General features: G+C 67.3%; 21 protein-coding genes. 13 read left to right on the top strand and 8 right to left on the bottom strand.

Going from position 1 to position 25,603, the window contains the following annotated elements; translation table 11 throughout:
- The first annotated feature begins 64 nt into the window (after positions 1-64).
- Complete coding sequence (locus ACIG5A_RS43780) at positions 65-466, top strand: MarR family winged helix-turn-helix transcriptional regulator (RefSeq protein WP_397251634.1); 402 nt, start codon at positions 65-67, stop codon at positions 464-466.
- A 9-nt stretch (positions 467-475) separates the two neighbouring features.
- Here ACIG5A_RS43780 and ACIG5A_RS43785 read toward each other — a convergent pair whose 3' ends face one another.
- Together ACIG5A_RS43785 and ACIG5A_RS43790 are read right to left on the bottom strand one after the other, a co-directional pair.
- Positions 476-1,351: a helix-turn-helix domain-containing protein gene (locus ACIG5A_RS43785; protein ID WP_397251636.1), complete on the bottom strand. Its 876-nt coding sequence runs from the start codon at positions 1,349-1,351 to the stop codon at positions 476-478.
- 155 nt (positions 1,352-1,506) lie between these two features.
- Positions 1,507-2,076: a DUF4282 domain-containing protein gene (locus tag ACIG5A_RS43790; RefSeq protein ID WP_397251638.1), complete on the bottom strand. Its 570-nt coding sequence runs from the start codon at positions 2,074-2,076 to the stop codon at positions 1,507-1,509.
- 193 nt (positions 2,077-2,269) lie between these two features.
- Between ACIG5A_RS43790 and ACIG5A_RS43795 the strand changes: the two genes are divergently transcribed.
- The 3 genes from ACIG5A_RS43795 to ACIG5A_RS43805 all read left to right on the top strand — a co-directional run bounded on the left by ACIG5A_RS43795 (position 2,270) and on the right by ACIG5A_RS43805 (position 5,932).
- Positions 2,270-2,749: a hypothetical protein gene (locus tag ACIG5A_RS43795; RefSeq protein WP_397251640.1), complete on the top strand. Its 480-nt coding sequence runs from the start codon at positions 2,270-2,272 to the stop codon at positions 2,747-2,749.
- A gap of 150 nt (positions 2,750-2,899) precedes the next feature.
- Positions 2,900-5,083, top strand: coding sequence for a molybdopterin-dependent oxidoreductase (locus tag ACIG5A_RS43800; protein ID WP_397251642.1), 2,184 nt, complete (start codon positions 2,900-2,902; stop codon positions 5,081-5,083).
- Between the two features lie 231 nt (positions 5,084-5,314).
- Positions 5,315-5,932 (top strand): pyridoxamine 5'-phosphate oxidase family protein, encoded by a 618-nt coding sequence (locus tag ACIG5A_RS43805; RefSeq protein WP_397251644.1) that lies wholly within the window; start codon positions 5,315-5,317, stop codon positions 5,930-5,932.
- A 99-nt stretch (positions 5,933-6,031) separates the two neighbouring features.
- Here the strand turns inward: ACIG5A_RS43805 and ACIG5A_RS43810 are convergent, their stop codons facing one another.
- Positions 6,032-6,487, bottom strand: coding sequence for a GtrA family protein (locus ACIG5A_RS43810; RefSeq protein WP_397251646.1), 456 nt, complete (start codon positions 6,485-6,487; stop codon positions 6,032-6,034).
- Between the two features lie 101 nt (positions 6,488-6,588).
- Here ACIG5A_RS43810 and ACIG5A_RS43815 point away from each other — a divergent pair, with 101 nt between their 5' ends.
- The 3 genes from ACIG5A_RS43815 to ACIG5A_RS43825 all read left to right on the top strand — a co-directional run bounded on the left by ACIG5A_RS43815 (position 6,589) and on the right by ACIG5A_RS43825 (position 11,060).
- Positions 6,589-8,046 carry an FAD-binding protein gene (locus ACIG5A_RS43815; protein ID WP_397251648.1) on the top strand — a complete coding sequence of 486 codons (1,458 nt, stop codon included), beginning with the start codon at positions 6,589-6,591 and terminating at the stop codon, positions 8,044-8,046.
- A gap of 16 nt (positions 8,047-8,062) precedes the next feature.
- Positions 8,063-8,824: a decaprenylphospho-beta-D-erythro-pentofuranosid-2-ulose 2-reductase gene (locus tag ACIG5A_RS43820; protein WP_397251650.1), complete on the top strand. Its 762-nt coding sequence runs from the start codon at positions 8,063-8,065 to the stop codon at positions 8,822-8,824.
- Positions 8,825-9,002: 178 nt separating this feature from the next.
- Complete coding sequence (locus ACIG5A_RS43825) at positions 9,003-11,060, top strand: galactan 5-O-arabinofuranosyltransferase (protein ID WP_397251652.1); 2,058 nt, start codon at positions 9,003-9,005, stop codon at positions 11,058-11,060.
- A gap of 18 nt (positions 11,061-11,078) precedes the next feature.
- Here ACIG5A_RS43825 and ACIG5A_RS43830 read toward each other — a convergent pair whose 3' ends face one another.
- A complete protein-coding gene (locus ACIG5A_RS43830; protein ID WP_397251654.1) occupies positions 11,079-11,504 on the bottom strand; it encodes a type II toxin-antitoxin system death-on-curing family toxin in 426 nt (141 codons plus the stop codon).
- Positions 11,501-11,701, bottom strand: coding sequence for a CopG family transcriptional regulator (locus ACIG5A_RS43835; RefSeq protein WP_397251656.1), 201 nt, complete (start codon positions 11,699-11,701; stop codon positions 11,501-11,503). The genes ACIG5A_RS43830 and ACIG5A_RS43835 overlap by 4 nt, the downstream gene beginning before the upstream one ends.
- 312 nt (positions 11,702-12,013) lie before the next feature.
- Between ACIG5A_RS43835 and ACIG5A_RS43840 the strand changes: the two genes are divergently transcribed.
- Positions 12,014-13,831 carry a glycosyl transferase gene (locus ACIG5A_RS43840; RefSeq protein ID WP_397251732.1) on the top strand — a complete coding sequence of 606 codons (1,818 nt, stop codon included), beginning with the start codon at positions 12,014-12,016 and terminating at the stop codon, positions 13,829-13,831.
- A gap of 270 nt (positions 13,832-14,101) precedes the next feature.
- Here ACIG5A_RS43840 and ACIG5A_RS43845 read toward each other — a convergent pair whose 3' ends face one another.
- On the bottom strand, positions 14,102-14,782 hold the full coding sequence (locus ACIG5A_RS43845; RefSeq protein WP_397251658.1) for a GAP family protein: 681 nt from the start codon (positions 14,780-14,782) through the stop codon (positions 14,102-14,104).
- A 104-nt stretch (positions 14,783-14,886) separates the two neighbouring features.
- Here ACIG5A_RS43845 and ACIG5A_RS43850 point away from each other — a divergent pair, with 104 nt between their 5' ends.
- Positions 14,887-18,291, top strand: coding sequence for an arabinosyltransferase domain-containing protein (locus tag ACIG5A_RS43850; protein WP_397251661.1), 3,405 nt, complete (start codon positions 14,887-14,889; stop codon positions 18,289-18,291).
- 406 nt (positions 18,292-18,697) lie between these two features.
- On the opposite strand, the gene ACIG5A_RS43855 is transcribed toward ACIG5A_RS43850, so the two are convergent.
- A complete protein-coding gene (locus tag ACIG5A_RS43855; protein WP_397251663.1) occupies positions 18,698-19,732 on the bottom strand; it encodes an NADP-dependent oxidoreductase in 1,035 nt (344 codons plus the stop codon).
- Between the two features lie 100 nt (positions 19,733-19,832).
- Between ACIG5A_RS43855 and ACIG5A_RS43860 the strand changes: the two genes are divergently transcribed.
- Complete coding sequence (locus tag ACIG5A_RS43860) at positions 19,833-20,228, top strand: winged helix-turn-helix transcriptional regulator (RefSeq protein WP_397251667.1); 396 nt, start codon at positions 19,833-19,835, stop codon at positions 20,226-20,228.
- 231 nt (positions 20,229-20,459) lie between these two features.
- Positions 20,460-20,621 carry a hypothetical protein gene (locus ACIG5A_RS43865; protein ID WP_397251672.1) on the top strand — a complete coding sequence of 54 codons (162 nt, stop codon included), beginning with the start codon at positions 20,460-20,462 and terminating at the stop codon, positions 20,619-20,621.
- Positions 20,622-21,097: 476 nt separating this feature from the next.
- Here the strand turns inward: ACIG5A_RS43865 and ACIG5A_RS43870 are convergent, their stop codons facing one another.
- Positions 21,098-24,658, bottom strand: a complete 3,561-nt coding sequence (locus tag ACIG5A_RS43870; protein WP_397251674.1) for an arabinosyltransferase domain-containing protein — start codon at positions 24,656-24,658, stop codon at positions 21,098-21,100.
- Positions 24,659-24,678: 20 nt separating this feature from the next.
- On the opposite strand from ACIG5A_RS43870, the gene ACIG5A_RS43875 reads away from it, so the two are divergent.
- Both ACIG5A_RS43875 and ACIG5A_RS43880 read left to right on the top strand, forming a co-directional pair.
- Entirely contained in the window at positions 24,679-24,882 is a 204-nt protein-coding gene (locus ACIG5A_RS43875) for a hypothetical protein (RefSeq protein WP_397251676.1), read from the top strand.
- 31 nt (positions 24,883-24,913) lie between these two features.
- Positions 24,914-25,414, top strand: coding sequence for a peptidylprolyl isomerase (locus ACIG5A_RS43880; RefSeq protein ID WP_397251678.1), 501 nt, complete (start codon positions 24,914-24,916; stop codon positions 25,412-25,414).
- The last annotated feature ends 189 nt before the right edge of the window (positions 25,415-25,603 follow it).

The raw sequence follows: 25,603 nt of genomic DNA on the forward strand, positions 1-25,603 counted from the left end.
CGCATTAAATGCCAACACATCTAATGCGGTTGCATGGATTGGTGCGAGTGACTAGGATGGGCCCATGTCGAAGCCATCGACGATTGACGAACCCCAGCGCAAAGCAGCGCCCACCGGGGTGCTCGGCGAGTGGCGTGATCTGCTCGAGCGCCATGCCGTGGTGAGCTGCGCATTGGAAAAGGCGCTGGCAGTGCACGGAATCGGCCTCAGCGAGTTCGAGACGCTCGAGCGGCTGGTCGATGCGCAGTGCGGCAACTACCGGATGAGCGACCTGTCCGGCGATATCTACCTGAGCCAGAGCGCGCTGTCCCGCGCGGTGGCCAGGCTGGAACGCGACGGGCTGGTCTCGCGCAACATGTGCGCCGACGACCGCCGCGCCGTCTTCGTCTGCCTCACCGACAAGGGGCGCGAGGTCTACGAAACGGTGCTGCCGACGCACCGCGAAGTGCTCGACCGCTGCCTGTGATCCGGTAGCTCAGATGCCGGTGCGGGCCTCTTCGATGCCCGCCCGCGCGTCGACCGCCACGCTCTTGATACTCGTGAACGCGTTGCGGTACTTGTCGATGTCGTGGTCTTTGTCCAGGTACACCGGCCCGGTGTAGGACTCGAGGTAGACCACCGGCGGCTCCAGCGGCTCCGCGGTGCCCGCCTCGGTGAATTCGAGCATGACGAACCGGCCCGAATCCATGCCCTCGTGGTAGCCGGATTCGGCGGGCACCAACTGGATTCGCACATTCGGCAGCTCGGACAGCTCACGCAGCCGGTCGAGCTGATCGGCGGCCACCGCGGTGCCGCCGATGCGGTGCCACAGCACCGGTTCGCTGATCACCACATCGAGCTGCACCGGGGAATCACCACGGGTGACCAGGGTTTGGCGCGCGATCCGCAGCGCGACCCTGCGCTCGAGTTCGTCCTCGGCGATGCCGGGACGGGCCGCGGTGAACAGCGCGCGGGCATAGGACTCGGTTTGCAGCAGTCCGGGAATCAGCTCGTTCTCGTAGGTGGACAGCCTGGTCGCGGCCTCCTCCAGCCCGATGTAGACATCGAAGCCCTCACCGATCACGTCGCTGTACGCGGTCCACCAGCCCCTGGCCTTGGTCTCCCTGGCCAGCGCGGTCAGCGGTTCGACGAGATCGGTTGGCGCGCCGTAGATCTTGCACATCGCCTCGACATCGAGGCTGCGCAGCGAGGTCTGCCCGGTTTCGATGCGCCAGATCTTGGCCTCGGACCATTCGAGCTGCTGAGCGGCCATCCTGGTGGTCATCCTGGCCCGGTTGCGCAGGTCACGCAGGTGCCTGCCCAGCTGCCGACGCGGCATGGTCGATCCCGTGGTGCCCTGTGGTAAAGCCATGCTTCCCCCTTATATGCCGTGCGCGAACCGCCCCCGCGGACCTCCCGTGTCCGCCCGACGGCATTTCTCCGAACAGCATTGTTTCACAGTGAAACTGACACAGGTCACTGTGGGCGTCGCAGATACGCCGATGACCCTCCCGCGACAATGAGTGTTTATTTTCGGGAGCCTCGTTTGCCGAAGCGCCAGAACTGCACCGCCCGAACGTCTTCGGAGAGTTGATTCACCGGTTCCGCGACATCCGACAGCGCCTGGAACAGGTCGTCGGCGAGCTCGCTGATGTGCTCGACCCGCGTCGCCAAACGCGAGGCGTTCACCAGGAATTCGAGCATCAGGCGCACCGCGGCCGCGATGGTCAGCCCGAGCGGCAGCGCGATCAGCGCGAAAAGCACACCGAGCAGCGCCGAGTACGGCCAGATCAGCACCGTCAACGCGATCGGGGTGCCGAAGGCGAAGGCAAGGCCGAGAATATAGGCGAGCGGGAGCAGCGTGCGGGTCGCCGAGCGGTGGAACTGCACGTCGAGCAGGGCGCGGGCGGTGTCGATGCTCCACTCACGGAAGGCACGGGGGCTCCGGAACGGTTCGGCTGGTTCGTCTTCCGTCGGCGGCGTACGAGAGAAGCGGCGGGTCGCCGATTCTCGCCATGCCAGCCAACGGGATTCGACCTCGTACTCACCCCGGTCCGGCGTCCCGGCGGTCCCGGCGCCGGTGGGCTCATCGGTCATGCCGGAATCTTCCCCGCAGTACACCGCACTCGGCAACCGTTCAGCAATAGCCGATCGCTACCAAAACCCCATGGAATGAGACGAATACAACACTTATGAAGAAATTCTGGAAGACCCCGTAACGCTGGGGTCGTCGGGTGCCGATAGCACCCATGTAGCAGGACCCAGATCTACCGGGGAATGGAGAAAGACAGTGCGTACGACGTTTCCGACTTCCGTCTCGGCGGCTGAAATGACCGCCGCCGCGCAGGACTACAGCGAGCGTGGCTGGACGGTCGCCGAAACGGCCAACGGGCTGTGCCTCATCACCGATGAGGAACTGGCCGGTATCGAGATCAGCGGCGAACTGGCCGCCGAGGTTCGCCGCTTCCTGCGCGCGAACAACCTCACCGGCCCGGTGATCGAGCTCCCCGGCGCCGAGCGCCGCGAGATCCACCTGGTGACCGGCCTGCGCAAGGCCGAGATGGCGCTGGCCGCGCTGAAGGACGCGGGCGTCACCGTTTACACCGACGGCGCGGGCATCCCGCTGCCGCCGACTCAGCTCATGGCGGGCTCCGCCTGCTGGGGTGTCGCTCCGGGCGAGGCCCGCTGGGTGCCGCCGGTCGTCGCGATCGGCGCCGCCGTGCGCGCCGCGCGTGCGCGCAAGCGCACCGCGCTGACCGTCGCCTGCTGAGCCAACCCCCACCAGAGTCCTGCTGGACCGGTACCCGCACCGCGGGTACCGGTCTTCTTTGTGTCCGGGGCAACGGAAATGCACGAACGTTCGGCCGTCTTTTTTAGACGTTCTCGTTTCAGAACCGTCCGGTGCGCGCGATGATGGGTTATGGCCTCTGTGACCGACCGGACGCTGCTGCGTACCTGCCCGCTCTGTGAGGCCGTGTGCGGCCTCGAAATCACCCTCGACTCCGACGACCACGTGACCGCCGTGCGCGGGGACAAGGCGGATCCGTTCAGCAACGGGTTCATCTGCCCCAAGGGCGCGAGCCTCGGACACCTCGACGAGGATCCGGACCGGGTGACCGCGCCGATGATCCGGGACCGGGCGAGCGGCGCATGGCGCACCGCCTCGTGGGCCGAGGCGCTCGACTACATCGCCGAGCGTTTCGCCGCGATCGTCGCCGAATACGGAAGTCAGTCCGCGGCACTGTATCTGGGCAATCCCAACGCGCACACCGTGGCTGGCGCGCTGTATGTGCCCGTACTCGCCCGCGCGCTCGGCACCCGCCACATCTACTCCGCGAGCACCGCCGACCAGATGCCCAAGCAGGTGGCCAGCGGGCTGATGTTCGGCGATCCGCTCACCGTGCCGGTGCCCGACCTCGATCGCACCGACTATCTGCTGATGCTCGGCGCGAACCCGCTGGAATCGAACGGATCGCTGTGCACCGCACCGGATTTCCCGGGCAGGCTCAAGGCCTTGCGCAAGCGCGGTGGCCGGTTCGTCGTCGTCGACCCACGGGTGACCAGGACGGCGAAACTCGCCGACGAGCACCTGTTCATCCGGCCGGGCAGCGACGCCTACCTGCTCTTCGGCATCGTGCACACGCTGTTCGCCGAGGGGCTCACCGACGTGCGCGTCCCGGTCAGCGGGCTGGACGACGTGCGTAGCGCGGCAGCGGAATTCACCCCGGAGGCCGTCGCGACGCGCACCGGCGTACCCGCCGAGACGGTGATCAGGCTGGCCCGTGAGCTCGCCGCCGCGCCGAGCGCCGCCGTGTACGCCCGAATGGGAACGTGCACAGCCGAATTCGGCACGCTGACGCAGTGGCTCGTCGACGTGATCAACGTGCTCACCGGCAACCTGGACTCCCCGGGCGGCGCCATGTTCGCCGACGCGGCGATCGGCGGCATCCGCCGCAGCAAGCCGTTCCGGATCGGGCGCTGGACCAGCAGGGTGCGCGAATTGCCCGAGACCATGGGCGAATTGCCGGTGGCGACGCTGGCCGACGAGATCGAGACGGCGGGCGAGGGACAGATCCGCGCACTGATCACCGTCGCGGGTAATCCGGTGCTCTCCGCGCCGAGCGGCGGCAGGCTCGACGGCGCCTTCGCCACACTCGATTTCATGGTGAGCGTCGACCGGTATCGCAACGAGACGACCAAGCACGCCGATGTGATCCTGCCGCCGCCGCGCACGTTGCAATCGGCGCACTACGACTTCGCTCTGCTGCAGTTCGCGGTGCGCAATTACGCCCGCTACTCGCGCCCGCTGGTTCCGCTGGACGGCAGGCCGTCGGAACCGGAGGTCCTGGCCAGGCTGGCGGCGGCGCTCACCGGACAGCCGCACTCGCCCACCGATGGCCCGGACCCGCTGACCGCGCTCGACGAGATGCTCATCATGGGCACCCTGCAGAAGGCCGGAATGGCGCAGCGGCGACCGGAACTGCACGGCGCGAACAGCACCGAGCAGCGCATCGACATGATGTTGCGACTGGGCTCGTATGGCGAATGGAACGGTGGCACGCTGAATCTGCAAGTGCTGCTGGACAATCCGCACGGGCTCGATCTCGGTCCACTGCGGCCCCGGCTGCCCGGCGCACTGCGCACCGAATCCGAGACGGTGGAGCTGGCGCCGCGGCCGCTGCTCGACGATGTCGCCAGGATGCGGGCCAGGCTGGCCGACGCGGCGCCCGACGTGGTGCTCATCGGCCGCCGCCAGCTGCGGTCGAACAACAGCTGGATGCACAATATCGCCACGCTGGTCAGCGGGTCGAATACCTGCACGCTGCATATCAATCCGGCCGACGTGGCGCGGCTCGGACTCGGCGATCATGCGGTGGTGAAATCGGCCGCCGGGACGCTGACGGTGCCGTTGGAACCGACCGAGGCGATCATGCCCGGCGTGGTGAGCCTGCCGCACGGATGGGGGCACACGGGCAGCGCACAGGCGGTGGCTGGCGCGCACGCGGGCGTCAATGCCAATGTGCTGACCGATGATTCGGTGGTGGATGTGCCGTCGGGCAATGCGGTGTTCAATGGTGTACCGGTGACCCTGATACCGGCCTGATACCGAACGCCCTGTATTTTCGGCCGATCGGCCCGGGTTATCAATCCGGCCGGTCGGCTTTTTGTGTCACCACGGAATCCCTTGCGCTAACTAGCCATTCCATGCATTCTCAACATGGATTTTGTAGATTTGCTCGTCGAACTCTATTAAAATGTATACGATTTCGGCTTCCCGGCAGGTTCAGTGGCGAACCCCGAGGCATCCGGACTCCGGCCACCAAAGGGGGCGCAGATGCCCGGCACACACTGTGGCAGCGACGGCGAACACGAGCTGCAGGACAGGTACGGTACGCAGGATCGCGCCGATCGCTTCTATCAGGACCAGGTGCTCGACCATCTCAACCCGGCAATGATCGAGTTCATCGCCAGGATGGATATGGCCTTCATCGCCACCTCCGATAAACACGGCGAATGCGACGCAAGCTTCCGGGCCGGCCTGCCCGGCTTCCTGCACGTCATCGATGAACGCACGATTGCTTACCCCGAATATCGCGGCAACGGCGTGCTGGCCAGCCTCGGCAATATTCTGGAGAATCCGCATATCGGCGTGCTGCTCATCGATTTCGTCCGCGATCTGATCGGTCTGCATATCAACGGGTCGGCTCGCATCATCGAAGACGATGCCCTGCGGCGCCACCTACCCGATCTGCCGAGCCCGCACAGTCTGCGCGGCCGCATCGTCGAGCGCTGGGTGGTGGTCCAGGTGGAAGAGGCCTATATCCACTGCCGCAAGCACATCCCGCACCTGGCGCCCGCGGTGCGCGAGGCGCGCGAATGGGGCACCGACAACGTGCGCGCCAAGGGCGGCGATTACTTCGGCGCGAAAGCCGGGGCGCTGGCCGGTCATTGACCCTTCATTGGGGGCCCGGCTCGTGTTCGACGGCCGACGTGCTTGCGACGACGCCGCGGGGACCAGGAGAACACGAGCCACCAGGGTCGCTCGAGCTCGTCAGTGGATCTTGAAGATCACCAGACGCTGCACGACGAAGTTGATGACCGTCGCGGTGCCCTGCGCGACAACGAACGCAAAAGGCACGCGCCACCACTGCTCACCGATCCAGAGGTAGAGCACCTGGTTGATGCCGACCTGGACGGCGAAGGTCACCGCGTAGAGCGCGATCACCGCGAGGAAGCGGGCGCGGCTCGGCGCCGCCTGGAAGGTCCACCGGCGATTGATCAGGTAGGCGGTGGTGGTGCCCGCGATGAAGCTGATCGACTTCGCGACATAGACCGGAAGGCCGACGACGTTCAGCAGAAAGACGTAGATCCCGAAATCGACGATCGCCGACAACCCGCCGGTCACGGTGAACCGGATGATCTGCGTCTTCAGATCGACATCGGTGCCACCGGGCTCGTCGACCAGCGGCAGTTCTACCGGCAGCGGCAGATGGGGTTCGGCAGGCACGCGACGAGCATAAGGGGAAGGCGGGGTGTGACGAGGACCAAGTACTGGCGAGTACGGCGACTCCGGCCCGCCAGGGCGTCATACCTGTAGCCTCTATCCCGATGTCCACGAAAGCTTCGACCGCCACAACGACCGGTAACGACAACGGTGCCAGTACCGGCGGCGCGTTCGCATTGCCCACCCACACCCGGTCGCTGACCGGGTGGGGTCGCACCGCACCGACCTCCGCTGAAGTGCTCTCGACCAGCGATCCGGAATTGATCGCCAAGGCCGTCGCCATGGTCGCCGAGGACAACGAATCCAAGCCGGCCCATCTGCGCCGCGGCGTGATCGCCCGCGGCCTCGGCCGCTCCTACGGCGACAACGCGCAGAACGCCGGCGGCCTAGTCGTCGACATGACGGCCCTCAACAAGATCCATCGCATCGACCGCGACACTCGACTCGTCGACGTCGACGGCGGCGTGAACCTGGATCAGTTGATGAAGGCCGCGCTGCCGTTCGGACTGTGGGTGCCGGTGCTACCGGGCACCCGTCAGGTCACCATCGGCGGCGCCATCGGCTCCGATATCCACGGTAAGAACCATCACAGCGCGGGCAGCTTCGGCAACCACGTGCGCTCGATCGATCTGCTCACCGCCGACGGCACCGTGCAGCACATCACACCGCGCAAGAACGCCAAACTGTTCTGGGCCACCGTCGGCGGCTCGGGGCTCACCGGCATCATCCTGCGTGCCACCATCGAGATGACGCCGACCGAGACCGCGTACTTCATCGCGGACGGCGACGTCACCGCGACCCTGGACGAAACCATCGCCTTCCACAGCGACGGCTCCGAGGACCACTACGAATACAGCTCCGCCTGGTTCGACGCGATCAGCCCGGAACCCAAGCTCGGCCGCGCCGCCATCTCCCGCGGCAACCTGGCCAAGCTGGACCAGCTGCCCGCGAAACTGCAGAAGGATCCGCTGCGGTTCAACGGCAAGACGTTCTTCACGCTGCCCGATATCTTCCCGAACGGGCTGGCCAACAAGTACACCTTCACCCCGATCGGTGAGCTCTGGTACCGCAAGTCGGGTACCTATCGCGGCAAGGTGCAGAACCTGACGCAGTTCTATCACCCGCTCGACATGATGGGTGAGTGGAACCGCGGCTACGGCTCGAACGGCTTCCTGCAGTACCAGTTCGTGGTGCCGCCGGAATCGGTGGACGAATTCAAGCGGATCATCGTCGATATCCAGCGGTCCGGGTTCTACTCGTTCCTCAACGTGTTCAAGCTGTTCGGCGCGGGTAACCAAGCGCCGCTGAGCTTCCCGATGCCGGGCTGGAACATCTGCGTGGACTTCCCGATCCTGCCCGGACTCAACGAGTTCGTGACCGAGCTGGACCGGCGGGTACTCGAATTCGGCGGGCGGCTCTACACCGCGAAGGATTCGCGGACCACCGCGGAGACCTTCCACAAGATGTACCCGCGGATCGACGAGTGGATCAAGGTCCGCCGAAGTGTCGACCCCACAGGCGTTTTCATGTCCGATATGGCGAGAAGGCTGGAGCTTCAGTGACTGTAAGGACTGGCAAGTGATCAATGCCGTTGGTAACCCCCAAGCCATCCTGCTGCTTGGCGGTACTTCCGAGATCGGCCTTGCGATCTGTGTCGAATACCTGCGCAAGGGGTCGGCGCGCGTCATCCTGGCCGCACTGCCCGGCGATCCGCTGCGCGAGGACGCCGTCGCGCAGATGAAGGCGGCGGGCGCGAGCCAGGTCGAGGTCATCGACTTCGACGCGCTCGACACCGAGAGCCACCCGAAGGTCATCGACGCGGCGTGGGCCGGCGGCGATATCGACGTCGCCATCGTCGCGTTCGCGCTCGACGGTGATCCGGAAGAGCTGTGGCAGAACCAGCGCAAGGCCGTGCAGGTCGCCCAGATCAACTACACCGCATCGGTTTCCGTCGGCGTGCTGGTCGGCGAAAAGATGAAGACGCAGGGCTTCGGGCGGATCATCGCTATGTCCTCGGTCGCCGGCGAGCGGGTGCGCCGCTCGAACTTCGTCTACGGGTCGACCAAGGCCGGGCTGGACGGGTTCTACCTGGGGCTCGGCGAGGCGCTGCGGCCGTACGGGCCGCGCGTGCTCGTCATCCGTCCGGGCATGGTGCGGACCAAGTTCTCCGCGCATGTCAAAGAGGCTCCGCTCACCGTCGACAAGGAAGACATTGCGGTGCTTGCGGTTTCGGCCTCCCAGAAGGGCAAGGAGCTCATCTGGGCCCCCGCCCCCTTCCGCTTCGTGATGATGATCCTGCGCCACATCCCCCGCCCCATCTTCCGCAGACTGCCCATCTAGCCCCCCGTTCCGCCGAGCGCAATCAAATGGCCCCCCGACACGCCGTAGGCAGGGGCCATTTGACTGCGCTCGGCGGCTGACCGGTCGCGGAGTGGGGCGCTGCCGGGGCGCGGGTGGTGATCGGGTCCCACTAGGCTGACGCGACGACTTCGAGCCGATCGAGGAATCCGGAGGGGTTATGAGCAGCACCGATACCGAGCGTGGCAGTGCCGCACCCGGGCGGGTGTCGCCGTTCGTCCGGCAGGTCGGCTCGGGGCTGGGTGAGGCCGTACTCGCGGCGCTGGTCGCGGTGATCGTGGCCGCCGTTGGGCTGGTGGCCTTTTCGATGGTGCAGTGGCCCGCGTTCAACTCCTCCAACGTGACTCGGTCGCTGACCACCGTCGGGCAGGTCGGCGCGGCCGTCATGGTGGCGGTGGCGATCGCGCTCGTCCGGCTGCGCAAGTGGCCGTGGATCGCGAAACTGCTGTCCTGGGGCGGGATTTCGACGTTCGTCACGGTCACGCTCGGTATGCCGCTCGCCGCGACGAAGCTGTACCTGTTCGGTGTCTCGGTGGATCAGGAGTTCCGCACCGAATACCTGACCAGGCTCACCGACAGCGCGGCGCTGCACGATATGACCTACATCGACCTGCCACCGTTCTACCCGGCGGGCTGGTTCTGGATCGGCGGCCGCGTCGCGAACGTGCTCGGCATGCCGGGCTGGGAGGCGTTCAAGCCCTACGCCATCGGGTCGCTCGCCGTCGCCGCGGTCATCGCACTCGTCCTGTGGTCCAAGCTGATTCGCACCGACTGGGCCATCGGCGTCACCGCCGCCACCACCGCGGTCGCCGTCGCCCACGCCTCCCCCGAGGCATACAGCGCCGTCATCGTCATCCTGCTGCCGCCCGCCCTGGTCCTCGCCTGGGGTGCGCTGCACCGCCCGCTCGACCACGGGGCGTCAGCAGCGATCGGCACAGCATCCGAGTCGAGTGCCGGATCCCAGGCGACCGGTACCGCGGGTGGCTGGGGTGCCGTGGTGGGGGCCGGGTTGTTCCTGGGGATGGCAGCGTCGTTCTACACGCTGTATTTCGGGGTCGCGGTACTCGCGATCGGCCTGATGGGGCTGGTGGCCGCCGGGCTCGCGGTGCGGGCGCGGCGGGCGGCGAACCGTCCGCGGCACGGTGTCGGCATGTCTCGCACCGGGGATGCGGCAGGCTCAGCGTGGCGGGCGGAGGTGCCGCCGCTGGTTCGGCTCATCGCGATCGGAGCGATCGCCGGAGCGGTCGCGCTGATCGTGTGGCTGCCGGTGCTGGTGAAGATCCTCAGTGGGAAGGCGTCGTTCAGCTCCGGGTCGGCGTTCCACTATCTGCCGGAGGGTGGTTCGGAGCTGCCGCTGCCGATGGTGGAGTTCTCGCTGCAGGGTGCGCTGTTCCTGCTCGGCACCGTCTGGCTCGTGGTGCGCGCCGGATCGTCGCGGCGGGCGCAGGCGCTCGGCATCGGCGTGGTGGCGATCTATCTGTGGTGCCTGCTGTCGATGCTGGCGACCGCGGCCGGGACCACCCTGCTCTCCTTCCGGCTGGCACCGGTGCTCCAGGTGCTGCTCGCGGCGGCAGGCGCGTTCGGCTTCGTCGAGGCGGCACGCGCGGCCTATCAGGCCTTCAACGAGCCAGGGCGGTTCCGGTTGGCGGCGATCGTGCTCGCCACCGTCGGGGCGCTCGCGTTCACGCAGGACATCCCCCGCGTGCTGGCACCGGAAATCACCACCGCCTACACCGACACGGACGGCAACGGCGAACGCGCCGACAAGCGCGCCCCCTCGGCGGTCTCCTACTACCGCCAGGTGGACGAGGCACTGCTCGCGCAGACCGGGCGACCACGGTCGGACAGTGTCGTGCTCACCGCCGACACCAGCTTCCTCTCCTTCTACCCGTACTACGGCTTCCAGGCGCTCACCTCGCACTACGCGAACCCGTTGGCGGACTTCGCGGGCCGCGCCGCCACCATCGAAGGCTGGTCCAAGCTCGGCTCCTCCACCGCGATGCTCGACGCCCTCGCCAAATCCCCCTGGCGCGCCCCCGACGCCTTCCTCTTCCGCCGCAACGGCGACGACTACACCCTGCGCCTCGCCAAGGACGTCTACCCCAACGACCCCAACGTCAAGCGCTACACCGTCGCCTTCCCCAAATCCCTCTTCACCGACCCCCACTTCACCACCACCGAAATCGGCCCCTTCACCCTTGTGACGGTCCGCCGGTAGACGCTGCCGCCCGGCAAGCTATGGCCGAGCAGGACCTGGCTGCGGCCCCTCCTCCGTGTTTGCCTGTCCAGCGAACTTCGCCAGGCGCGCGGCGATCTCCTCGATGCCGTCGAGTTCACCGGTGGCGACAGCGATCACAAACGGGTAGGTCTCGAGCGTCGGGGCATTGTCCAACGTGACCCGGTAGCCGTTGATGCCGAGGAACACCACCGCTGCAGTCCATGCGGTGCGCTTGTTGCCGTCGACCAGTGCATTATTGCGCGCGAGCGACTCGAGCAGCGCGGCAGCCTTGTCGAACACAGTCGGGTAGGCATCCTCACCGAATACCGTTGTGCGATAACGGAAGACTGCCGCTTGAAGCAGACCCGGGTCGCGCACGACGGCTGCACCGTCGGTGACCCTGTAGGCGATCTCGAGGACATCGTCGACCTCGAGAAACCTCACTTGAGCTTGTCCAGCAGGTCGCGATGTTCGCCGATCGCGAAGGCGATCTCTGTGCGCACCATGTCGCGGTGCTGCGAGCGCGCCACGTACTCGGCGATTGCGTCGTTGATGACGGTGTTCATGCTGCGTCCCTCACGCTCGGCCTGAGCGCGAACGTTCGCTTCGTTCTCGTCGGTCAGTCGAAGGTTCATAGCCATGCCTCAATAGTACCGCCGTGGTACCACATCGCGCTCGTGGCGAGATCGGCTGACGGCTAGCGATCGCGGCGGCATGAGATTGATGGGGACCAGGGGCTGAGCGGGTTGCCAGGTTCGGCACAGGGTTGGTGGGTACGGTGGGCGGCTGATCGGCTGTCTATTCGGGAGAAGTTCGCAGGTGGGACAGGTATGGCCAGGTAGAAACGGAGTTTCGGGGGCTCGGGGGTTCGACTGCTCGGCGGGTCGGGAGTTCGGCTCTTGGCGCTGCGGCTGGCGTGCGGCATGAGCGGGGAAGCGCTCGGCGGGGAGCGGATGGGCGGCGGGGCGGCGACTGGGGTGCGCACGCTCGATCGGGCTGCGGCGACGCGGGAGCGCACGCGGCGGCGGTTCTCGATTCGGGGGCGGATGTCGCGGGCGGATCTGGTTGCCGGGTTCGGCTATCTGGCGCTGGCCGTTGTGGTGTTGTCGGGGCAGTGGCGCAACACCGGAAGTGGATACCTGATCAAGAGTGGTCAGGATCAGACGATGTGGGAGTGGTTCTTCGCGGTCACGGCGCATTCGGTGGCGCACCTGGAGAATCCGCTGGGGACGAATCTGCAGAATTTTCCGGCCGGGGTGAACATGATGGCCAATACGGCCATGTTCGGGGTGGGGGTGCCGTTCACGCCGATCACCTTGCTGTTCGGGCCAACCGTCACGTTCGTGCTGGTACTCACCCTCGGGCTGGCGAGCACCGCGTACGCCTGGTACTGGCTGTTCTCGCGTGAGCTCGTCCGATCACGGGTCGCCGCGGCGATCGGCGGGCTGTTCTGCGGTTTCGCGCCCGCGATGATCTCCCATGCCAACGCGCATCCGAATTTCGTTGTGCTGGCGCTGCTTCCGGTTATCACCGGGCAGGCGATCCGGATGGCGCGGCGCACGAGTCCGTCGCGGGCGCGCAGGATCAGGGATGCGGTCGTCCTCGGCCTGCTGGTGACCATGCAGATCGCGCTCGGCGAGGAACCGCTGCTGATCTTCGCGCTCGCCTTCGGGCTGTTCGCCGTCGTCTACCACCTGCACTCGCCGCGACTCGGATGGCAGGCGCTGCGCCGGATTCTGCCGACGGTCGCGCTCGCGGCGGCGATCACGGTGCTGCTCACCGGGATTCCGCTGTGGTGGCAGTTCTTCGCCGCCCAGAGCTACCGCATCATCGATCACGGTCCGATGGGCAACGACCTCAAAGCCATGGTGCAGTTCCCGTCCGAATCACTGGGCGGAATGGTGTCGCCGGGACAGAACGTGGCGATCAACGAGACCGAGCAGAACGCCTACTTCGGTTGGCCGCTCCTGCTTTTGGTGGCCGTCACGGTCGGCTTCCTGCGGCGCGAGCGGGTGGTGCGCGCCGCCGCCGCGGTGATCGCGGTGTTCGGCGTGCTCTCGCTGGGCGCGGTGGCCATGTTCGGTAAGCACGACACAGGCATCGAATTGCCTTGGCGCTGGGCCGAACACGTGCCGCTGCTGAACACCGTGCTGGAAACCCGGCTCACCATGGCCGCGATCCCGGCCATCGCCGCAGTGCTCGCACTGGCCACCGACCGCGCGATCGCCGCATGGCGGCGATCGGCCGTCGACTGGAAACCGCTGGCCTGGTTCGCCGCTCTCGCCCTGGCCTTGCTACCGCTGACCCCGACCATCCTCCCGGTCACTCACCGCGCACCGACGCCCGAGTTCTTCGCCGACGGAACGGTACGCGACTACCTCAGCGGCGGATCGGTGGTCATGGTGCCGCCACCCCGCCCCGCCGACGCACGCGCCCTGCGCTGGCAGGCCGACGCCGACTTCGAATTCCCCCTCGCCGGTGGCTATTTCGTCGGCCCCACCGGCACCGACAAGAAGGGCAGCTACGGCCCCGAAACCCGCCCAACCACCGCCCTCCTGGTGCGGGCACAGGACACCGGCATCACCCCGCCCATCGACGCCGCAACCCGCGAACAGGCACGCGCCGATCTCCGGTTCTGGGACGCCGACGTCGTGGTCCTCCCCGCCACCAAGAACGGCGACACTCTGCGCGCCACCATGACCCGACTCCTCGGCTTCACCCCGACCCGCATCGCCGACGTCTGGCTGTGGGACGTCCGCACCCTCTCGTAAACGCACCAGCTCACTCGCCGCGCACCGATTCATCTGCCGCGCAGCGAATCACGCGGCGATGGAATCCGTGCACACCGCCACGACCGAGCGACCGGACACGGCTTCCGGCCCAACACCGGGCAAGCCTTGCGGCCGACGGCGGTGCAGCGCCTCGTCCGCCGCGCAGCGAATCGCACGGCAATTCGAGCGCGGCGATGGAACCCGTGCGCGCGATCTCTTCTCGGATCCTCAGCTTTGCCTCGGCGCCGTCGACGGGATGGGCGAGCCCGGTCATAGCAGGTGGGAGAAGTGGCGTAGGGCGTCTATGGCGAGTGCCAGGCCGAGCAATGCCAAGAGGATTCGGACCGACTTCGGGCCGTAGCGGGCGAGGACGCGGACCAGGGTGCGGTAGGCACGGCGGGCTCTGGTGGTGCGGCGGGTGGACATGATGAGGATCAGGGTGGGTGGGAGCAGGGCGATCAGGCAGTAGGCGATGACGATCAGCGGCCAGAGGGGCGGTAGTGGGTCCCGGGTCGAGAGCATGGTCAGTGCGGCGAGGTAGGGGACGGCTGTCGGCGCCTGGCCGAGGCCGATCGCGAAACCGGCCGCACCGAGTAGCCAGGGACGCTCGCGCATCTTCAGCACCCAGGCGGGCATCGTCGCTCGTCCCGACGATCGGATCGTGCTGAGGATCAGCAGCACCAGCCCGACGGCCAGTTCGCCGCGGTAGCGGAGTGCGGGGGTGAGTTCGATATCGATCAGGTCCGTCAGGAAGCTCAGGCCGAGGACCGTGCACAGGCCGAAGGTGGTCGTCACCGCGAAGACGCCCGCGAGGAAGCTCAGGCCGCCCGGCACCGGGGATCGGCGGCGCAGGCGGCTGTCGTAGACCACCGCGGTGGTCACGCCGACGAGCAGAACATCGAGCGAGTCGAGGAACGCGAAGCCGGCCAGCGCCAGGAGAAAGATCAACATGACCTTCTCGAAAGTACGCGCGGAAGAGGCGATATCCGGCGCAGCGCCGCTCCCGGTCGCGTGGATCACAGGTTGTGGCCGTCGGGTAGATAGCATCAACCCCCGTGCGACCGGACCGATCAACTCGAGCGTTCACCCGTAACCGCCTGATCGCCCTCGTCTCCGGGCTCCTCGGATTCGTGCTGGCGCTGCTGAGCCCGCTGCTGCCGGTGAAGCAGGATCAGGCGACGCTGGACTGGCCCCAGGCGGGCAGCCCGAGCGTCGAGGCGCCACTGGTGTCGTATGTGCCGCTGTCGCTGACCGCGACGCTGCCATGCGCCCTGGCGCAGACGACCACCGGAACGGTGCTGTCGACGATCCCGGTGGCGTCAGGCAAGGCGACCACCAAGGGGCTGGTCGTCTCGGTCGCCGACGGGACGCTCTCGGTGCTGCAGCGCGATGTGCCGCTGCTGTCCGCGCCGGTCGCCGAACTCGCGGAGAACGGCTGCCGGTCGATCACCATCGACGCGACCCCGGCCGCGACGACGGTCGAATTCGCCGGCGCGGTTCGCAAGGACGGCACACCGTTCCGCAACACCGTGACCCGGGATATCCGGCCACAGGTGGTCGGGGTGTTCACCGACCTGCCCGCGAACCAGCTGTCCGGCGCCCGGTTGCACGCCGAGATCGATTCGCGCTTCTCCTCGACACCGAGCGCGCTCAAGCTGACCGCCATGATCGCGGCCGCGGTGTGCACCATCATCGCGCTGATCGCACTGCATCTGCTCGACAACGCGGACGGCCGCCGGGCCCGCCGGTTCCTGCCCGCGCACTGGTGGCGGTTCACCATCGCCGACGGCGCGGTGCTCGGCGTGCTCGTGCTGTGGCATTTCATCGGCGCGAACACCTCCGACGACGGCTACATCCTGAATATGGCCAGGGCGTCGGAACATTCGGGATATATGGCGAACTACTACCGCTGGTTCGCGGTCCCCGAGGCGCCGTTCGGCTGGTCCTACGAGGTGCTGGCGTGGATGACGAAGATCTCCGACGCCAGCCCGTGGATGCGGCTGCCCGCACTGGCCGCCGGCGTGACGTGCTGGCTGGTGATCAGCCGGGAGGTGTTGCCGCGCTTGGGCGCCCGGGTACGGCGCAACAAGGTCGCGCTGTGGACGGCCGGCCTGGTGTTCCTCGCCTTCTGGCTGCCCTACGACAACGGCCTTCGCCCCGAGCCGCTGATCGCCGCGGGCGCGCTGCTCACCTGGTGCTCGATCGAACGCGCCATCGCGACCGGGCGACTGCTGCCCGCCGCCATCGGCGTGCTCATCGCGGGATTCTCCCTGGCGGCAGGTCCGACCGGATTGATCTGTGTCGCAGCGCTCATCGCCGGTTCCCGGCCGGTGCTGCAGATCATCGTCAAGCGGGCACGAGACGCATCGGGCTCCACACACGGCGGAACCGATAGCGAATCCGATGCGATCGCCGCCCGCGATGCCGCACGGGCCGGAGGTTCAGCGGCTACCCGCGATGACACATCCGCCGGTGGCCCGGACTCTTCGCAAGCACAGGCGCCCACCACAACCGCACCGGCACGGCGCTCGTTCGCCGCCGCGTTCTTCCACTACGCCGCACTGCTCGCGCCGGGACTCGCGGCCGGAACCCTGGTGCTCATCGTCGTTTTCGCCGATCAGACGCTGGCCACCGTCATGGAGGCGACGCGGGTGCGCACCCTCGTCGGCCCGAACGTGGCCTGGTTCGATGAACGCACGCGCTGGGATTCGCTGCTGATGCTCTCGCCGGACGGTTCGCTGGCTCGGCGGTTCGGTGTGCTCGTGATGCTGCTGTGCCTGCTCGTCTGCGTACTGCAGGTGCTGCGCAAGGGCCGGATTCCGGGTACCTCGCGCGGGCCGTCGGTGCGCATCCTCGGCATCGTGTTCGCCTCGCTGTTCCTGATGATGTTCACGCCGACCAAATGGACCCACCACTTCGGCGTCTACGCGGGCCTGGCCGGATCGCTGGCCGCGCTGGCCGCTGTCGCGGTGGGCAGCGCGGTGATTCGCTCGCCGCGCAACCGGGCGCTGTTCGCGGCGGCGGTGCTTTTCCTGCTCGCGGTGACCTTCACCGGACCCAACGGCTGGTGGTACGTGTCCAGCTTCGGCGTGCCGTGGTGGGACAAGGCGCCGCTGGTCGCGGGCAAGGGGATCTCGACGCTGTTCCTCGGACTCAGCGGTCTCGCGCTGCTGTGGGCGGTGTGGGAGCACTACCGGGAGCCGTATCGGACACGCACCAGCACAACACGTTTCGATCGATTCGCCTCCGCGCCGCTGACCATCGCCGCGGCATTGCTCGTGGTATTCGAGGTGGCATCGCTGGCCAAGGCGGCGGTCACCCAGTACCCCGCGTACTCGATCGCCAAGTCGAATATCGAGTCGCTGTCGGGCAATACGTGTGCGCTGGCCAACGAGGTGCTGGTGGAATCCGACACCCCGGACTCGCTGCTGCTGCCCTACACCGGCTCCCCTGCCGACGGATTGGCCGCGCAGGTCACCGGATTCACCCCGAACGGGGTCGCCTCGGACCTCACCGCCGACGCCGACGAGACGGTCACCGGCGGGGCCAACTCGGTCAACGCGGGCGCGAAGAACAAGACCACCAACACAACCGGCGCCGGCACCGGCGGCGGCAGCAGCACGAAGCCTGGCATCAACGGCAGCACCGTCGCGCTGCCGTTCGGTCTCGATCCGGCGCGCACGCCGGTGCTCGGCAGCTATACGGAGAACGAGCAGAAGGAAGCCAAGCTCACGTCGCAGTGGTACCGGCTCGATCTGAGCGACAAGCGCGACGACCCCGCGTACCGGGTGCTCGCCATCACCGCGGCGGGCCGGATCAAGTCGGTCGACGCCGACGGTGTCGAAAAGTACGGCGCCGACCTGAAACTCGAATACGGTGTGCGCGGCGCGGACGGCGAGGTGACCGGCATCGGCTCGGTGCGCCCGCTCGACATCGGTCCGGCGCCGTCGTGGCGCAATCTCCGTGTGCCGCTGTCCGATCTGCCGCCGAACACCAACGCGGTGCGCCTGGTCGCCGACGACAGGGACATCACACCCAAGCAGTGGCTCGCCCTCACCCCGCCGCGGCTGCCGAAACTGGCCACGCTGGAATCCGTTGTCGGCAAGGTGGATCCGGTGCTGCTCGACTGGCACGTCGGCCTCGCCTTCCCCTGCCAGCGCCCGTTCGACCACCGCGACGGCGTCGCCGAGGTGCCGAAGTGGCGCATCCTGCCCGACCGCGTCGGCTCCGATGCCTCCAATGCCTGGCAGGACGACATCGGCGGCGGCCCGCTCGGCTGGACCGGCCTGCTCCTGAAGTCCGCAACCATCCCCACCTACCTCGACCACAACTGGGACCGCGACTGGGGCTCCCTCGAACGCTTCACCCCCTACGCCCCATCCGCCGACCCCGCCACGATCGACGTCACCGTCACCACCCGCAACGGTTGGTCCAAGCAACCCCAGATCCTCGCCCGCTGACCGACACGTCCTGATTTCCCGCGGTTCCGGCGCACGCCGATCCGCCACTCGGCATGCGCCCGGACACGGCGGTGCGTCGAGGAATCCAACGGGTCCACACCCTTTGTCGCAGCTGCACACCCAGTACAGAGGGTGTGCAGCTGCGATAAGGGGTGTGAGCCCATGTGCACACCGTTTCGCATGCGATTCGGTATGCGGGAAAGCAAAGGGTTTGAGCCTCAGGGCCAGGCAGCCGCGGAAACCACCGGATGCCGAGCGCTTCTCGACCGCGGCTCGTGGAACGCAACACCATACGCCTCAGCCGTCTCCCGCCAAGATCGGCGCCACGTCGTAAGCCGCACGACTGGCCTCCTGGTCCTGAGTGGACCACGGGCTGGGCAATGACGGAAGCCTGGGCACGAGCCGGTCAGGGCACCAGGACTAGACGGCCGCGGAGGCCGCCGGAGGCGAGGCGCTCGTGGGCGGTCGCGAAGTCGGGCAGCGGGTAGGTGTCCGCGACACGGAGGGTGAGTTTGCCCGCGTCGACCAAAGACACGAGGTGGTCGAGTTGGGGACGGTCGGCGTGCACGAGGACGGTGGTGACGGTGGTGCCGCGCAACGGAACTGGAGTGTTGGGAACACTGATCGACACGAACCGGCCGGAGCTGCGGACGGCGGCGAGTGGTTGCGGGCCGAGGGCGGCGGCGTCGAGAGCCGCATCCACGCCGCCGGGGATCAACGCGCGCACGGCATCGGCGAGGTCGAGGGTGCGGGCGGTGGCCCCCGAGGAGCGCAGAGGCTCGTCGGCCGGGTAGACAGCGTCGCCCCCTCCGGGAACCAGTTCCCCTACCGCATCGCAGGAGCCGGTGGTGCGAGGGATGAAGTCGGCGGCACCCAGGGCACGAACCGCGGCCTCGTCGGCCGGTGCGGCGTTGGCGATCACTCGAATACCCTGGGCGGCCGCGAGTTCCACCGCGAAACCGCCGACGGCACCGGCGGCGCCGGTGATCAGCAGTGTTTCGCCCGGTTTCAGGTCGAGTGCGGCGAGGGCCTGTAGTGCGGTGAGGCCGTTGAGTGGGATGGTGGCCGCTGCGACGAGATCGACGGAAGTGGGTGCGGGAGCGACGTTTCCGGTTTCGAGGACGACGTATTCGGCCTGGGCGGCAAGCGAGACGTCGAGGCGGTCGCTGATGCCGATCACCGGCTGGCCGATGGTGAAGTCGGTGACGTCGGGGCCTACCGCGTCGATGGTGCCCGCGACATCCCAGCCGAGGCCCCACTGGTCACGCTCGGCGGCGAAAGGTGTGCCGCCTACTCCTCCGCGAACCATCAGGTCGACCGGATTCACGGTCGCCGCAACCACTTTGATGCGGACCGCACCTCGGCCCGGCGACGGAATCTCGACATCGATGAGCTCCGCCACGGCGTCGGGGCCCGGCTCACGAACGACAACTGCACGCATGAGATTTCCTTTCTGTTCGACGTCGACCAACCTAGGCAGCGCTACTATCTGTTGGGTAGTAGTTACCCAGGAGTGCGTTGGTAGCGATGAGGTGAGCGGATTGGCGACCACAACGGCGGCACAACGTCGAGACCAGGAAAAACAGCGATACGACGCCTATGTGGCGGAATGCCCGACACGCCAACTACTGGACCGGATCAGCGACAAATGGGTCAGCCTGATCATCGCCACACTGTCCGACGGCCCGCGCCGCTACGCCGAAATCAGCCGCACCATCGCAGGCGTCAGCCCGAAAATGCTCACCCAAACCCTCCGCACCCTCGAACGCGACGGCCTGATCGAACGCACAATCACCGCCGAAGTCCCGGTCCGCGTCGACTACGAACTCACCGACCTAGGCCGCAGTCTCCAACCGGTCATGTGCGCGATCAAGTCATGGGCCGAGGCACGGATGGACGATGTGCTGCTCGCACGGGAGCATTACGACGCGCGTTAGAACTCGCAAACTTGCGGTAGCCGGGGGAAACTGGCGGTATTGCCGAGAATGCGATCGGTCTGTCGCCGGTTTTGTCGGCATTGTGTGGAGCTGCGGGCAGCGCGCCATTGTGCGGACTTCGACATACGTTCGACATCGGGCGGAAACAGTTGTGCGACAAGGCAATCCGGGCTCGGCGAGCCGTGATCGGAATTCCTGCCGAATGGGCGTTCTGGCCGTAATCTATGCAGTATGACGACGGCATTGGAAGAAATGGAACTGCGCGACCTCGTCGGTCTGCTCACCGCCGAGGAGCAACGGGAACTGCGCCCCCTGGTATTGCGTGTACTCGACCGGCAATCGGCACCGGAACTGTTGCGGCGCGAACTCCACCAGCGCCTGACCGGAGTCTGATCCACCGATCCGGTACCCGCCGCGCACCCCGGGTACCCGCGAACCAGTGTCTCCCCCAGACGGACACAGGGTGCGCACACTCCCCAGCCCGACTCGTACCGGCGCACGTCGACAGAGTGTGCGCCGACACGGCACACGCGGCGTGCTCATACGCTTCCCGAGTCCACTGCGCCTCCGCCGCCCCGAAACGCAGTGCGGCCAACCTCGCGCCGAGATCCAGCCCTGCTGCAACGCGAACTCGCGCCGCTATCTCGAGTGCGCGCCGACACGACAGTGCGCCATCCCATCACGAAACAAGGCTCCCGCGCCGCCGTACCGAGTGCGCGCCCACACGACAGCCCGGCATCCCTACGAGCACGGCCTCTACCGCTGATAACCAACTCAACGCACCCGCCGTCGAGACCCGCCGAGCGCAGTCGAATGGCCTTTGATTGCGGTGTGTCGCAGGGCCATTCGACTGCGCTCGGCGGATGAGGTTAGAAGACGCGCAGGCGGCCCGGGTTCCACCAGCCCCAGCGCGCCGCCGTGCCGGTGTCCAGCTTGGCGGGGGTGGCGTTGGCGTAGTACTGGTCGAAGCGCTCGAGCGAACCCCAGTCGCGGGCCCAGTCGTTATTCAGGTAGGTCGGGACCGTCACCGACTTCGCCAGCATCTTGGCCCAGCCGTTGGGGCCGCCGAATTCCTCGGCCTGCCAGGTGTCGGTGGAGCTGATGGCCAGGGGACGATCGGGCAGGATGCGGTAGCCCGGCACCTGGGCGACGCCGTTCTTGTGGTCGAACGGGTGCTGGCACGGGAACTGCAGGCCAACCGCCCAGTCCAGCAGCACCGGCTGCTCGGAACCGATGAAGGTGTTGAGCGACTCCAGCTTCGGCATCCGCGGCGGGGTGAACGCCAGCCACTGGTCGCCGATCAGGATCGGGTCGTTGGCGACGATGCGCACCGCGTCGGCGTCGGCGTCGATCTCCTTCAGCGGGATGCGCAGGTTACGCCAGGACGGGAACGGGCCGATATCGCGCGGCAGGTAGGTACCGAGCTTCTGCACGCTGCCGTCGGGCATGCGCTTGCCGTAGTCGACGGTGAGCGACTGGCCGTACTTGGTCGAACCGGTGTCGTCCACCGACAGGATGCGGCCCGCGGCGGTGATGACCACCAGCGGACGGTCGTCGGCGCGCGGCGCCAGCTGGTACCAGCTGGAGGTCAGGTTCGCGGGCTGCTGCACGCCGTCCTGGTAGCTGCCCATCACCGGCGTGGTCGCGGGGTCGAGCCCGAACGGCAGCACCGCCTTGCTGCCGTTGATGCCGACCGCGCCGTAACCGCCCTCGGTGCCCGAGCTCTGCCCGTCCGCGCCCACCGGTCCGACGGATTGGGTCGAGGTGTTGCCGGTGCCCGGCTTCACCTCGATGGAATCCGCGCTCAACTTCTCGGGAACACCGTTGGCTCTGAAGCCGACCGGGTTCGCCCCGGCGAGCGGATCGCCGTTCTTCGGCGGGTTCGCCGGATCGATGATCGGCGTGAGCATGCCGTTGCCCTTGCTCACATCCGGTTCCACCAGCACGTCGTTGGCGAGCCCGCACGAATTACCGCGCAGCGCATCGAAGTTCGAGCGCGCCAGCGAGTAGGCCGGGTACTGCGCGACCGCGCCCTTGACGAGCGAGAACACCTCGATCGCCACCATCAGCGCGGCGACGACGGTCAGCGGAATCGCGGCGAACTGCCGAATCCGCTTGCGCCGCTCGGCCATCGATGGACCGTCGTGCAGCAGATACCAGACGACGAGCACGGTCGCCGCGAGCACGACGACGAGGAAGACGACCAGCACGGCGTAGGCGTCGCGCCGCATCAGCATCCGCGCGCCGAACGCGGCCGCACCGGCCATCAGCAAGACGAACACACCGGCGGTAATCTGCCGAATCAGCTTCTCGCGCTGAGTATTCGCGCCCATCGGCTGCTTGACGTACCCCTCGCGCAGTGCATGCCAGGCGACCAGCGCCAGCGCCGCGCCGAACAGCACGAGCATCAATGTATTCGACTGGTAGCCGTGCAGCGAGATCCGCTTGTCGAACCACGGCACCCCGAAGCTCGATACGTACCAGTACCCGTTGATCCCGGAGAACGCGACCGCGAGCACGAACAACAGCCCGGCCAGGAAGATCGCGCGATTCTTCCTGGCGCGCAACGCCGATGCCGAGACCGCCACCGCGGTGACCGCCGCCAGCGAGCCCGCGATGCCCGCGTACGCGCCGAAGTGGTGGGTCCACTTCGTCGGGTTGAACATCATGAAGAAGATGGTGCCGAAGACGACGCCCATCAGCCGCCAGGTCGGACCGCTCGCGATGCCGGGCACCTGCCTGCGCCGCAACAGCACGAGCATGGTGGTGAACAGGCACAGCAGCATGGTCAGGAACGCGAACCGGCGCGACAGCGATCCGTCGACGGTCTCGACGAACAGGTAGTAGTAGCGCAGATAGTCCTCGTACCAGGCGAGATTCGGCCCGGTGACCTGACGCACCCGGTTGGCCTCCTGAATACCCGCGAAGGTCTGATCGCTGTAGACGACCGTCAGCACCAGCACGCCCGCCGCCGCGATCGGCGCGAGCAGCGGCGCGGTCGCCCCCCACTTGCCGATGCCCTGCGCGGCGAACTGCCTGCGCCTGCGCACCACGATCTGCACCATCGGCCGGATACCGGCGAGCAGCGCGGCCACACACATCAGGCCGGTCGGGGCCGCCGCCAGCGTGAACGCCGCGACCAGCACCGCGACACCGGCGGGCAGCAGCCGCCCGGTGGCGATGGCCCGCTCGATCGAGACCCAGGTCAGCAGCGCGCCGAGCGCGACGATCGGTTCCGAGCGCAGGCCGTTGTCATAGGGCAGCCAGAAGGCGAGGAACACCAGGCCGCCGGTCCACAGCGCCACCTTGCTGTTGCGCACGCCGCGCCCGAGGCGGGGCACCACCTCGCGGCTGATCACCATCCAGCAGAGGATGGCGCAGAACAGCGCGGGCAGGCGCACCCACGGGCTCGCGGTGGAGATCTCCGCGAAGGTCTGGATGACGTAGTAGTACCAGCCGAACGGCGCCTCGGGCACGCCGTACCAGCGGAAGTAGTTGGCCATGTAACCCGCGTGCGGTGCGACGCGCACCATGGTCATGATGTAGCCGTCGTCGGAGGTGTTGGCGCCCACGAAATGCCACAGCAGCAGCGTGCCGACCACCGCGCCGTCGGTCCAGGTCGGCTTCAGCCAGTTCGCGGGCAGCACGCGCCGATGCCCGCGGCCGTCGCCGCTGTCGAGCTTGGCCAGCGCGCCGAGCGCGACCAGCGTGAGCAGTACGGCCGCGATCATGGCGGTCAGCTTGATCCAGGTCGGGCTGGAGGAGAAGCGGGTGTCGACGTTCATGTGGAACGACAGCCCGGCGGGCACCGCGCCCTGCAGATCGGAGAACACGCCGACCACCTGCGGGCGCAGATCACCGATCAGCCGGCCGTCGACCGGCACGACCGCCGTCTCGGTCTGCCCCGGCGCGCCGCCCGCCACCGGCCGCTCGACCGTCTTGGTCAGCCCCTCGAACGTCGCGTAGGTCTCGTTGCTATCGGAGGTGATCTTGATCGACGAACACTGCCCCATGTCCGCGCGATCGGCAGACACCACCACCGCATTGCGGTCGCGCACCTCCACCGAGGTATCGGTCACCAGAACGAACATCGCCTCGAGACCGGCGCGATCGCCCTGCGCGGGCGCGGTCGCCAGCAGGAATCCGCCGTAGGCGGGCAGCCGGTCCACCGCCGAGCACGGAATGGTCGCCGTCAGATCGATCGGCACCTGCGACACCAGCGGCGCCTGCACATTGCCGAGCGTGCCGCCCTGCGGCCAGTTCAGCGCGGCCGTCGTCTGCGTCACCGGCAGGAACGGTGTCGCCAGCGCGAACAGCGCCCCCAGGATTCCGGTGATCAACGCGATGAGTCGCGCGGTCCGGAAATCGCGAGGAGCGGCCGCGGGGGCGGCGGCCGGCTTCGTCAGAACAGCAGTAGCGGCGTCGGGCACGATTGGCAATGCTAGCTGTGATGGATTTGCCGCGCCTGCGGCGCGGCGTGTTCGCTCTCGCGTCGCCGAAAAAGCAAGATCAGCCCGGCCTCTCGGCGACCCCGAAATACGGCATGACCAGCGGACACGGCGGTATCGGCCACGCTGCGGACGGTGTCACGGCGCATTGCGCGGTACCGCGCGCGGATTTCGTCACGAGACACCAACTCGACCCGAACTGCTGACCGGTAACCGGGGCAATGGAAAGGTAGGGGTATGACCAAGGTGAATCTCGAGACCAACTTCGGAAAGATCGTTCTGGAACTGGACGACGCGAAGGCACCGAACACCGTGCAGAACTTCGTGGATTACGTGAACGCGGGCCACTACAGCGGCACCATCTTCCACCGCGTCATCCCGGGCTTCATGATCCAGGGCGGCGGTTTCAGCTCGGACATGAAGCAGAAGTCCACCCAGGCGCCGATCCAGAACGAGGCCAACAACGGCCTGAAGAACGACAAGTACACCGTCGCGATGGCGCGCACCAACGATCCGCACTCGGCCACCGCGCAGTTCTTCATCAACGTCAGCGACAACGGCTTCCTCAACCACTCCGCGCCCAGCCCGCAGGGCTGGGGCTACGCGGTCTTCGGCAAGGTCGTCGAGGGCCAGGAAGTGGTCGACAAGATCGAGGGCGTCTCCACCGGCAACAAGAACGGCCACGGCGACGTGCCGAACGACGCGGTGATCATCGAATCCGCCGCTCTGTCTGACTAGCGGCGCCTGGTGTCTCGCATCCGAGCGGCCGAGACTCGCGCCTTCGGCGCATGCGCTTCGGCCACTCGGACGCGAGACGGCCGCGAACGTCGCTCGTAAGACTCGCTCCGTGCGAGGCACGAGTCGCTTGAATCTTCGCGCAAATACACGAATCGGGCCGCGCCCCTTGGGGTGCGGCCCGATCGAGCA

It is taken from the genome of Nocardia sp. NPDC052566 (assembly GCF_044547285.1).
In the GTDB taxonomy this organism is placed as follows: Bacteria; Actinomycetota; Actinomycetes; order Mycobacteriales; family Mycobacteriaceae; genus Nocardia.

Excerpts from the sequence above, each read along its gene's own strand:
- ACIG5A_RS43780 (WP_397251634.1), top strand. The coding sequence starts at position 65 with ATGTCGAAGCCATCGACGATTGACGAACCCCAGCGCAAAGCAGCGCCC.
- ACIG5A_RS43785 (WP_397251636.1), bottom strand. The coding sequence starts at position 1,351 with ATGGCTTTACCACAGGGCACCACGGGATCGACCATGCCGCGTCGGCAG.
- ACIG5A_RS43790 (WP_397251638.1), bottom strand. The coding sequence starts at position 2,076 with ATGACCGATGAGCCCACCGGCGCCGGGACCGCCGGGACGCCGGACCGG.
- ACIG5A_RS43800 (WP_397251642.1), top strand. The coding sequence starts at position 2,900 with ATGGCCTCTGTGACCGACCGGACGCTGCTGCGTACCTGCCCGCTCTGT.
- ACIG5A_RS43805 (WP_397251644.1), top strand. The coding sequence starts at position 5,315 with ATGCCCGGCACACACTGTGGCAGCGACGGCGAACACGAGCTGCAGGAC.
- ACIG5A_RS43815 (WP_397251648.1), top strand. The coding sequence starts at position 6,589 with ATGTCCACGAAAGCTTCGACCGCCACAACGACCGGTAACGACAACGGT.
- ACIG5A_RS43825 (WP_397251652.1), top strand. The coding sequence starts at position 9,003 with ATGAGCAGCACCGATACCGAGCGTGGCAGTGCCGCACCCGGGCGGGTG.
- ACIG5A_RS43835 (WP_397251656.1), bottom strand. The coding sequence starts at position 11,701 with ATGGCTATGAACCTTCGACTGACCGACGAGAACGAAGCGAACGTTCGC.
- ACIG5A_RS43840 (WP_397251732.1), top strand. The coding sequence starts at position 12,014 with ATGGGCGGCGGGGCGGCGACTGGGGTGCGCACGCTCGATCGGGCTGCG.
- ACIG5A_RS43845 (WP_397251658.1), bottom strand. The coding sequence starts at position 14,782 with ATGTTGATCTTTCTCCTGGCGCTGGCCGGCTTCGCGTTCCTCGACTCG.
- ACIG5A_RS43855 (WP_397251663.1), bottom strand. The coding sequence starts at position 19,732 with ATGCGTGCAGTTGTCGTTCGTGAGCCGGGCCCCGACGCCGTGGCGGAG.
- ACIG5A_RS43865 (WP_397251672.1), top strand. The coding sequence starts at position 20,460 with ATGACGACGGCATTGGAAGAAATGGAACTGCGCGACCTCGTCGGTCTG.
- ACIG5A_RS43875 (WP_397251676.1), top strand. The coding sequence starts at position 24,679 with ATGGATTTGCCGCGCCTGCGGCGCGGCGTGTTCGCTCTCGCGTCGCCG.
- ACIG5A_RS43880 (WP_397251678.1), top strand. The coding sequence starts at position 24,914 with ATGACCAAGGTGAATCTCGAGACCAACTTCGGAAAGATCGTTCTGGAA.